Here is an 11,334-nt window from a genome sequence, read left to right on the forward strand (position 1 = left end):
GCGACGTGGCAATCTCGTCGTATGTAAACTACCTATGAGATTGCCACGCTATCGCTCGCAATGACAATATGAAGATGGTTAACTATAAACCTCTTTATTAGCCGATGCTAAGGTATTCTTCAACAAGCCGATAATGGTCATTAGGCCTACGCCACCGGGAACGGGGGTTATCCATGACGCTTTTTGCGAAACGCCTTCAAAATCAACGTCCCCATAAAGCTTATACCCCGATTTGGTGAGGGTTGATGTTTCGCGGTTCATGCCTACGTCAATAACTACTACGCCATCCTTCACCATATCGGCTGTTACAAAGTTCTTTTTACCAATAGCAACAATCAGGATATCGGCATCAAGTGTAAACTTTTTAATATCGGGGGTGCGACTGTGGCAAATGGTTACCGTGCAGTTACCGGGTTGTGTATTACGGGCCATTAATATGCTCATTGGTGAACCAACAATATTACTGCGGCCAACTACTACACAGTGCTTACCAGCCGTTTCAATACCGTATTTTTTCAGCATTAGGGTAATACCATAAGGCGTAGCGGGAATAAACGAAGGCAGGTTACGCTGCATACGGCCCAGGTTAATAGGGTGGAAGCCGTCAACATCTTTTCTGTGGTCAATACGTTCGGTTACTTTTTCAGGGTCAATGTGTTTTGGCAGCGGGAGTTGAACAATAATACCATCAATATCATCATCGGCATTTAGTTCGGCCACTTTTATCAGCAGTTCTTCTTCGGTTACCGTATCTTCATAACGTACCAGGCTCGATTTAAAACCGACTGCCTCGCAATTGCGCATTTTACTGGCTACATAAGTTTCGCTGCCGCCATCGTGCCCAACCAAAACCGCTACCAAATGTGGCTTGCGCCCTGTGCGCACTAAAACTTCAGCCGCTTGCTGGGCTATTTCACCTTTAAGTTTTTCTGATACGTATTTTCCGTCGAGTAGCTGCATTGTGAGAGTCAAGATATGAGAGTCAAGAATCAAAACACATTCTATGCCGATTCTTACTCTCGATTCAATTAATCTAATTTAAGTACCGCCATAAACGCCGATTGTGGTATCTCTACGTTACCTACCTGGCGCATGCGTTTTTTACCTTTTTTCTGTTTTTCCAATAGTTTACGCTTACGCGAGATATCACCACCATAACATTTAGCCGTAACATCCTTGCGCAAAGCTTTTACTGTTTCACGTGCGATGATCTTAGCGCCGATAGAAGCCTGAATAATAATTTCGAATTGCTGGCGTGGTAAAAGTTCTTTCAGCTTTTCACATATCTTTTTGCCAAAATCGTACGAGTTGCTGCGGTGTATTAACGACGACAGGGCATCTACAGGCTCGCCGTTCAGGCGGATATCCAAACGCACTAAATCGGACTGACGATAACCTATCTGATGGTAATCAAACGAAGCATAGCCTTTAGATATAGTTTTCAGTTTATCGTAAAAATCGAACACGATCTCGCCCATCGGCATTTCAAAGGTCAGTTCTACGCGGTCAGATGTCAAGTACGATTGATTAGTTATAATACCACGCTTCTGAATACATAACGACATTACAGGGCCTACAAACTCGGATTTTGTGATGATACTGGCTTTAATATAAGGCTCTTCAACATACTCCAGTTTACTTGGATCGGGCAAATCTGAAGGGTTGTTCACCAACAGGTCTTCGCCACGGGTAGTATAGGCAATGTACGATACGTTTGGTACGGTGGTAATTACCGTCATATCAAATTCGCGCTCAAGGCGCTCCTGGATGATCTCCATGTGCAGCATCCCCAGGAAACCGCAACGGAAACCGAAGCCCAATGCGGCAGACGACTCAGGCTCGAAAACCAACGAAGCATCATTAAGCTGTAGTTTAGCCATTGCTTCACGCAGCTCTTCGTAATCTTCAGTATCCACGGGATAGATCCCGGCAAATACCATTGGCTTTACTTCCTCAAAGCCCTGAATACCTTCGGCACACGGGCGCGCAATATTGGTAATGGTATCCCCAACTTTCACTTCGCGGGCCTCTTTAATACCTGATATGATATAGCCTACATCGCCGGTTTTTATCACATCTTTAGGCACCTGGTTCAATTTTAGAGTGCCCACCTCTTCAGCTATATATTGTTTTTCGGTGGCAAAAAATTTCACCCGGTCACCTTTTCTTATTTCGCCGTTTACTACTTTAAAATAAGCAATAATGCCACGGAACGAATTAAATACCGAATCAAATATCAAGGCCTGTAAAGGTGCATCCGGATCACCGACAGGGGCGGGGACACGGGCAACAATGGCTTCCAGTATATCATGTACACCCATACCAGTTTTCCCCGATGCGGCCAAAATTTCTTCGCGTTTACAGCCTATCAGTTCAACTATTTGATCTTTAACTTCCTCGGGCATGGCGCCCGGTAAGTCCATTTTATTTAACACGGGGATAATTTCCAGGTCGTTCTCTAAAGCAAGATATAAGTTTGAAATGGTTTGCGCCTGTATACCTTGCGATGCATCAACAATAAGCAAAGCGCCCTCACAGGCGGCAATAGAACGGGAAACTTCGTAGCTAAAATCAACGTGGCCGGGGGTATCTATCAGGTTCAGTACATATTTCTGACCGTTTAGCTCATAATCCATTTGTATGGCATGGCTTTTTATGGTGATACCGCGCTCGCGTTCCAGGTCCATATCATCCAGCAACTGGGCTTGCGCTTCGCGCTTGGTAATGGTATTAGTATATTCCAGCAACCTGTCGGCAAGGGTACTTTTGCCGTGGTCGATATGTGCTATGATACAAAAATTACGTATGTGCTTCATTCAGCCGCAAAAATAGCTTTTTACGCGGATAATTTGTTATTAACCTGATGAATTAACTAATTTGAATGATACTAATTACCAGCCTCAATAAATATGGGTGTTTCTGTCGCGGTTACGTTCAATTTACCTGCTACCGGTATGCCTACAGTTTTGGTCATGGCATCAGCCCCGGGGGTAGGTTTATATACATTCGTACTCAATGTTTTTTCACCCAGATCAAGGCTATATAAGGCTGCCCGGCCTTTCTGATCAGGAACTGTTAAAACATACATTACTTTTTTACCACTAACATATACGTCAACTAACGGATCGGCATTTATGGTTTTACTGTAGTTGTAGTTGCCCAGTAGCTTTGTGGCTTGCAAAATATAATCGGCAGCAGGCCTGCGTTTAGTACCTTCGGCTAAGCCCGATGTAGCGTACTGGGTAGGGCTTCCGGGGGTATCATCAAATAATTGATAATAAAACAAATTTTGTATACCATGGCGCATGTATAATAAAGCCGTACGCAATATCCAATCGGCCTGGGTAAGCGCTACAGATTTGCTGCCAATGGCTATAGCCTTCTGGTAGCTTCCCTGGTTAATGTCATAACCTGCTTCGGTTACCCAAACCGGCACATGGTTGGCTTTGCCAACTTTCATAAAGGCAGCGGCAAGCATGCCTGCTTCAGAAAGCTCGGGGGCTACCCCGGTAGTAGCTGCGGTACGCGGGTTAACGCTGCCATCATTTGAATAATAATGATAGTTAATTATATCGAAACACAAATTAACAGTGCCATCGGCTTTTACGCCCCGGTTAACGCGGCACCAGTCTATCATTCGTTTTACAAAATTTGTATCGCAGCTGGCCAGGCCACCCATTACTACCAGCATGTTCGGATCGGCAGTTTTAACGCCGGCATTACTGCCTAATTTGCCTTTATCCCCATCATAAAACGCCGACATATTAGCGGCGTACTGCTCGGGCGTTTGCTGTGTTTGCGGGCCTTTCCACCATTTATCCCGTTCATTATCGCACTCAATATACTTTACTAATCCTAAGCCTATTTTAACTACGTTAATTTGATCGTTAGTCCAGCGCGGGCGGGTATCTACCTTTACCAAAGCCGGATTTACCGCTGTATTATACCCATACCTGGCTGCCACCTGAAAGGCTACCCGAGCCTGTTGTACATAACTGGCGGGTTTGCTAAGGTCGGCGCCATAAGGAGCGGGGACATTCTCAATATCCTGTAAGCTGGATGGATAAGTTTGCATCAGCCAGTTTGGACAATTCTTTATATCTATCAGCGTAGTAATTCCTTCCTGCTTGCACCGTGTATATATCAGGTCATAATCCCAGCTGCCGTCGTGTGTGGGGGCATAGGTGTAATTGCCTTCGGTGTATTCCAGTTTATTCCAATCCAGGTAATGCCTGATAGCGCTGAATGATTTTATCAGCGACATGTTGGCCTCATATATTGTAGTACGATTGTTGACATCTGCCGGATTAGAAAGAAAATTCCATTCGTAGACATTCACACCAAACATGTTTTTTAACGGGACATCACTGGCGGGCGGGGGGACATTTGCTGAACTTGCACTAACAGTTATGCTATCTTTTGTTGCAGGAATCTGTATTTTAGATTTTGTACAATGCGTCAGCAATAATATAAATAGTAACAAATGATGATACATGAATGATTTGCGGATAAAAAGCAGTTTCATAACAAATATAACCAGGGTTTTACTATTTAAACAATTAGGGTTAGCTAATATTGTACAACTCGTCTATTAGCATTATACAAGTATACGTTTTATATATAAATTTTATAGCTAAATCCGAAAAATTCAGGTAATAATTTAAGATTGAAACGATGCAGCAATCTTAAATTAAGTTTTATAATCCAGCTCGCTTAAATCTTTTACCGATCCAAACCCTATTACATCCTTAATTACCTGCCCGTCTGTCATCTCTACCGCGCGGATCAGTTTATCCGATCCAAACCGGCTTTTAATATCGTGCATGGTTTTAAAAACGGTTTCTTTCTTGTCTATATCTTCAAATAAACTATATATCATGCTGCCGCTATCTACAAAATTAGTTACCGATACACGCATCTGAGTAATTTCATTGTTAAAGATGGGGCTGCAATTCATCATCTGCTGAAACTTCTCTATCCTCAACTTTATCATGTTCATCATGCTAATTGCGTCCTGAACCGGTGTAGTAGTGGTAAAAGCATCATCCCAACGGGTATCATCGGCATAGCGTGCGGTAAAGCCTATGGCTTTACAACGGAATTTATGTTTTACCATCCGCTTTTCAAGCGTAAGGCAAAGCGTCATAAAAAGCTGGTCGATATAGGCTATGTTCTGCCTCTTCTCGGCCGAAATTTGTCGCATGGCCTGCATACCCCGGTATTCATGTGATACAATATTGGTTTCAATAAAATTTAAGCGATAATGCCAAAATATCCCCTCAATTCCCTTAAAAATGGCCTTTAATTTATGGGGGCCGGCATGGCGCATGTCTAAAGGTGTCATTATGCCGGCACGCTCTAACCGGTACGACATATTGCCGCCAATGCCCGGCAAATCTCCTAATTTTAACGGGCGCAATACCTCATCAATGTTTTCATGGGTTATCATCAAAAGGCCTTCGGGTAGTTTCTTTCCGCGTACAGATGCTAGTTTGGCCAGAAACGCGTTAGGTGCAATACCTATAGAGCAGGTTAGCCAATCGCCAACACGCTCCAGTATATCTTTTTTTATTTGCTTCGCGATAGTTAGCGGATCAGTATCTTTTTGGTTGCTGAGGTTAATAATGGCTTCATCAATACTTTTAGGTACTACATCAAGCGCGTATTCCTGTAGTATATTAATAATTTTAGTGTGATAGGCCCTGTACCTTGCTGGGTTACTTTCTACCGGGATAAACTCGGGGCATATGGCCATTACGTCATTTAAACGCGTACCGGCCCTTATGCCCAGGGCCTTTGCTTCTTTTGATAGAGATATCACGCACCCGTATTTACCGGTATATACACAAACCCCCACGGGCCGGTTACGCAGCCAATAGTTTACCTGCTGCTCGCAGCGTGCAAAAAAGCTGTCCATATCTACAAACAGCACACGCGAATCTTTTTTTATAACAACCGAGTTTTGATTCATAAACAAATTTGCTAATTATTTTAGTAAATAACAAAAATCTACCAGGGTATTTCTAATAGCATATCAGATAATATTACTAATGTGTTGGTTTTAAGCATTCTTAGTTTCCCTAAGAAATCAATTATTGAATAAAACTGTGAATAACCTGGATGTGAATAAGATAGGTGGGATATGGCTGTTTGTAGCTAATTATACTTAATCACACACAATTTGCTGTTAGTAACCTTAACTTATTGGTTAACAACTTGTTTATAAAAACCAGTATAATTTGCTTGACAAATGTGTGTAGGCCTGCTATCTTAGATATCAACAAGAACGAAGTACTTTGACAGCCTTACAGTAATACAGCAGTGAAACAGGGCACGCCTTCGGGCCGGCTGATGATCACTAAAGGTTGCTGAGTTACCCAAAATGCTAATAAAACCGAAAGGCTTTTTTAACTCACCGGGATAATTAAAAGAGGCATACACTGATTGCTGGCGTTACGGCGCAATGCAACACAGGTAACGGACATTAAGCATATTCGAAGTTTGCAAGAATAAGAATAAATTAAGGCCGGTCATTTACACAAGAACTTGGGCGCTTTGCACTAACTAAGGTTAAGGCAAGGTCAGGAAACGGAAGTCGAATCGCAAGAAGAGGCTTCCGTTTTCGTTTTTTGTAGGATTTTAGTTGCGCCAGGAAAGAGCCCAGCCATTTTTATCGCTTTTTAACGGATTTTTTACAGACTTTTCGTTTTTTATTCCTTTTTACCAAATCTCTTTGATTTTTGGCTGAGTTACTAATTTCTCACATATCCTCTCTTATATCTGCTTTCTATTTCCTAATTTTAGCCTTATGACTAAAGAGGGCAGGAGCAAATCATCTGGCAAAAAAAAGATATTCGTTTTAGATACTTCGGTTATCCTGTACGACCATAACGCATTCGAGAACTTTCAGGAGCACGATGTGGCCATACCTATCCAGGTTTTGGAAGAACTTGATAATATGAAAACCGGCAATGATACCCGCAACTTTGAGGCCCGGGGGTTTATCAGGCTGATGGATGGTCTGTCACGAAAACATTTGCTTAACCAATGGCAGCCGTTAAACGGGCAAACTAAGGGTAGCTTTAAAGTGGTTATGGACAAAAAAACTGCGGAAGTTGATGCTGAGCAGGTTTTTGGTGATGGGAAAATAGACCACCGTATTTTAAATGCCGCACTTTCGTTACAGGAAGAAAACCCTAATAAGAAAGTGGTACTGGTATCAAAAGATATTTGCCTGCGCCTGAAAGCAAAATCGCTTAACCTGAATGCCGAGGATTACGAGACAGGTAAAGTTAAAAACCTTGATGAGCTTTACACCGGTACCACAATTACTAAAACTACCGATAAACTGATTAATCAGCTTAATAAAGAGGAAATATTAACCCCTGAAGAACTTGACGTTGACCGTAGCCGTGGCAACCACTTCTATTTATTAAATGGCAAAAATAAAGGGTTAGCGGCATTTTACAGTGCGCAGATAAACCACCTGGAGAAAGTTAAGGAGGAACCTGTATTTAACATCTATCCCAAAAACCCAGAACAGGCCTGTGCTTTACATGCCCTGCTGGATCCTGATATTAAGTTGGTTACCATGCAAGGCAATGCCGGTACTGGTAAAACCCTGCTGGCGCTGGCTGCCGCTTTAGAACAACGTAAATACTACCGCCAGATATTTGTTACCCGGCCAATTGTGCCTTTAAGCAATAAGGATATCGGTTTTTTACCGGGCGATGCCAAATCGAAAGTAGACCCGTATATGGCGCCAATTTGGGATAACCTGAAATTTATCCGTGAGCAATTTGCTGATGATGATAAAATGCAGCAGAAGATTGATGAACTGGTAACCAACGATAAGATCTCCATCGCTCCGTTGGCCTTTATACGGGGGCGTACGCTTACCAAGATATTCTTTATTGTAGATGAGGCGCAGAATTTAACCCCTCACGAAGTTAAAACCATTATATCCCGTGCCGGCGAGCATAGCAAGTTTGTGTTCACTGGTGATATTTACCAGATAGATACGCCATACCTTGATGCCGAAAGTAACGGCTTATCCTACCTGATAGATAAAGCCAAGGGACACCAGCTATACGCGCACATTACCCTGCAAAAAGGAGAACGCAGTGAATTGTCCAATTTGGCTAATGATTTGTTGTAGTTGATTTCATCAGATGCGATAAAATTTTTCAAAGAATAACCAATATATTTATAAGGCGATACTTTTTAATATTAGAGTCCGTGGTCGGTGATAACACCGACCGGAGGCTAAAAGCTATAACTTAAATTGCCGTCTTTTTAAATCTTCTAAACAACCAAATCCATGGACAATTTTACACTTATAGTAGCCGATATGCTCGGAAAGGAAATAACCTTTGATTACAAAGACCTTGTGAGGTATGAGCGTGACGGAGAGCATACGATTTTGATATTACGAAACAGAATACCCGATGAAAGTGAAACCCGACAAATGACAGCATTAAGTATTGAAGGTTTAGAACGTTTAATAGCCGATGGGAAAGCCGCAAAATAAGAATATTACTTGTCATGACAATCCAATTATCTTTGTTTTGATTATGACACTCACCGAAGTTATCACAAAATTTCGAGCCCGTGGTCGGTGTTATCACCGAACCACTTTACTTGCAACAGATTCCAAACAAATGGGCGGTGTGGTGATAACGCCCACTGCATGCGGATCAATATTATTTTTTTCGTTGAATTATAACCATTGATCGGCGGATGATAAATCTGATTATGCGTGTAATGATGACTACTGTTATGATTGTCTCTATTAACCAACGTAATAAAAACTTGTCTGTATTATGACTAACCATCAAAACGCCACCCACAACAAGGTATAAATATACAAGTATCAGAAGGATATGGCCTATATAATTACGCTTTAAAACTGACAGCCTTTTAAGTTCCATAAATGACAAAAAAGCGCCGAATAACATAAAAAAGACGCCGTTAAAATAATTCACAGTTGTAACGTTTTCGGTGAAGTTAATAAAAACCGTATACTTTGTTATATAATAAAGACTCGATAAAACATATGCCTAAATGAAGAATATTTCTTCGCTGCTTTAGGTGCGAATAAAGTTTACGTCAAATAATTATCCGTCACCTTGGCAATATCGTTCACTATCTTATTAATAAAGCCTAATTGCTCTTTTAATAATTTTTCATCGGCGGTTAAGTCAACCGGTGCTTCAGGTGTTGGCGTGGTAGTTTTATCCGCAGTAAAATCAATAGTTTTGCCGCCCAGTTTTTTATCGGTTTCATTCAACACAGCTACACTGCGGCGTATCAGTTTTAAATGATCGGGGTGGGGTTTGGCCGTCATTTTACTGGACGATGCCGAGGAGGCGACCGTAGCGAGGTATGATGACAGAATGTGGTTCAGTACCACAAATTTATGCACTTCTTTACTTTTCTTTTGTTTGCGCTTAGGCTCTGATGTCATACGCTCAAAAGCGGCAGATAAATTGGCTGACGTTACATACACTTCTTTGCGGGCAAGTTTATAATCGGTAGTGTTAATACCGGCGCCGGTCATCGTGTCAGCAATTTTAACCAGGTAATGGGTATTGGCATAGATCACGTCGCGGAGGCTTTCCGTTATCACTTCCGATTCCCACGACGGAAACAACACGTAGCTGGCGAAAAACGCAATTACCGAACCTATAATAGTATCCACAATCCGTTCCTGCGCTATGTTTAGATGCCCCACACCTAAAAACTTGAACAGGATAAGCACATACGGCGTCATTAGTATTACGCTTACTACGTAGTTAAGGCGCTGAAAACTGTAGGCCCCCATCATAAACACCACCAGGAAGATAAACTGAATTACAGTGTTGTGCACAAATACCAATATCAGTACCCCAATTACGCCGCCTGCAATAGTGCCTATTAAACGTTGCAGGTTACGCTGCTTAGAAAGGCTATAGCCGGGTTTTAGTATTACAATGATAGTTAGCAGCACCCAATAGCTATGGTGCCCAAAAACCAGTTTACGGCCGGTAATATAATCGGCAAAAACCAGCACTTCGGCGCTTTTGGTAACAAAGAAACCGAAGATACATACCAGCGCTACCCTTAAAGCATGTTTAAATGCAGCCGAACTAAAGGTAAGGTTGTCAAAAAATATTTTCGGGTCATATTCCTGGTGGGTCACGAATTTTGAATATTCTACATCCGGCTTTTTCTCCAGCAACAGGTTCGACGATTTAGAGTTATAATAGTTGAAGATATCGCCCATGCGCTGGTTTAGATCGCGCAGGTTTATTAGTATTTTTTTCAATACCAGGTTACTGATAGCCGGATCGGCCTTAGCCACATTATCTATTTTGGTTTTCAGCTGCTCAAGTTCCTTATCAAAGTTGATCTGTTTATTGTAACGCGTGTTAGACAGGATTGCGAAACCGATATTATCCAGTTCATCTGCCATGTGGCTTAATAAAGCAGCAATATCTTCCAGCACACCGGTATGGCCAAACTTCTCGTGAATGTCTTTATAATCATAGTGAGTGGCCATGATTTGTTCATACAGGTCGACCAGGTCAACAAACGTAATTACCAATATCCGGCTGGCGTAGGTGGATTCACGAACCAGCACCCGGCTTTTAAACAATATCTCGCGTACAATATCCTGGTGCTGGCTTACCTGTATCTGGTGCGATACAAGCTTGCGGTAATTCTCTTCTATATCAACATCGTTCCTGTAAAAATCAGCTTTAATACGTAAAAACTTTACCACATCAAGCATGTTTTCGCCCAATGCCTGCTGTGCTGCACGGTAAGGCCGTATTTGGAAAAACAATAAACTTTGCAACATATACCAAATGCCACCAGCTAAAAGTGTGGCACTGTAGCCCAGTACTTCATCCGGCTTATTAGCCTTATCCATCATAAATATCATGATCAGGAGCGAGGCCGTGCCTACTGAAGCCGCCCGGTTACCATAAACCGTAAACATGGAGAACAGGAACGAAAACAAAGCTATCTCGATACCCAGCGTGTACAGATTGAGCCGCGCAAAACCGGTGATGATAGCGATAACAAAAATACAGGCATTGCAAATAAGCATAGCGTTACGCTTATGCATGGTAGGGCCAGGCGTGTCGACTACACAAACACACAGCGCCCCAAGTGATAATGTAAGCCCGGTTTGAAACAAATTGAACTGGGCCATAATAAGCGTAGGCAATAAAATACCCAGCGAAATACGCAAACCATCAGAAAAATACTGGCTGTAAAAAAAGCTTTTTATTTCCCGGGTTTGAATGTTCATTAATATGAGGCGATTATTATGTTGTAAAATTAAACAAA

General features: G+C 42.1%; 7 protein-coding genes. 2 read left to right on the forward strand and 5 right to left on the reverse strand.

The features are described 5' to 3' along the window. Positions 1 to 78 precede the first annotated feature (78 nt). From IRJ18_RS08915 to IRJ18_RS08930, 4 genes are all read right to left on the reverse strand, one after another. Positions 79 to 960 carry a bifunctional 5,10-methylenetetrahydrofolate dehydrogenase/5,10-methenyltetrahydrofolate cyclohydrolase gene (locus IRJ18_RS08915; protein WP_194105834.1) on the reverse strand — a complete coding sequence of 294 codons (882 nt, stop codon included), beginning with the start codon at positions 958 to 960 and terminating at the stop codon, positions 79 to 81. A gap of 68 nt (positions 961 to 1,028) precedes the next feature. Then, the gene (gene lepA / locus IRJ18_RS08920; protein WP_194105835.1) at positions 1,029 to 2,816 is read right to left on the reverse strand and encodes a translation elongation factor 4; all 1,788 of its coding nucleotides are present in this window, start codon (positions 2,814 to 2,816) and stop codon (positions 1,029 to 1,031) included. Positions 2,817 to 2,887: 71 nt separating this feature from the next. Continuing rightward, positions 2,888 to 4,525 (reverse strand): hypothetical protein, encoded by a 1,638-nt coding sequence (locus IRJ18_RS08925; RefSeq protein ID WP_228072654.1) that lies wholly within the window; start codon positions 4,523 to 4,525, stop codon positions 2,888 to 2,890. A gap of 165 nt (positions 4,526 to 4,690) precedes the next feature. Continuing rightward, a complete protein-coding gene (locus tag IRJ18_RS08930) occupies positions 4,691 to 5,971 on the reverse strand; it encodes a DNA polymerase Y family protein (protein WP_194105836.1) in 1,281 nt (426 codons plus the stop codon). A gap of 837 nt (positions 5,972 to 6,808) precedes the next feature. On the opposite strand from IRJ18_RS08930, the gene IRJ18_RS08935 reads away from it, so the two are divergent. Further along, positions 6,809 to 8,158: a PhoH family protein gene (locus IRJ18_RS08935; protein ID WP_194105837.1), complete on the forward strand. Its 1,350-nt coding sequence runs from the start codon at positions 6,809 to 6,811 to the stop codon at positions 8,156 to 8,158. Positions 8,159 to 8,320: 162 nt separating this feature from the next. After that, a complete protein-coding gene (locus IRJ18_RS08940; RefSeq protein ID WP_194105838.1) occupies positions 8,321 to 8,530 on the forward strand; it encodes a hypothetical protein in 210 nt (69 codons plus the stop codon). Positions 8,531 to 9,103: 573 nt separating this feature from the next. On the opposite strand, the gene IRJ18_RS08945 is transcribed toward IRJ18_RS08940, so the two are convergent. Continuing rightward, positions 9,104 to 11,296, reverse strand: coding sequence for an FUSC family protein (locus IRJ18_RS08945; RefSeq protein WP_194105839.1), 2,193 nt, complete (start codon positions 11,294 to 11,296; stop codon positions 9,104 to 9,106). Between the last annotated feature and the right edge of the window lie 38 nt (positions 11,297 to 11,334).

This window comes from Mucilaginibacter boryungensis, from assembly GCF_015221995.1.
GTDB classification, from domain to species: Bacteria; Bacteroidota; Bacteroidia; order Sphingobacteriales; family Sphingobacteriaceae; genus Mucilaginibacter; species Mucilaginibacter boryungensis.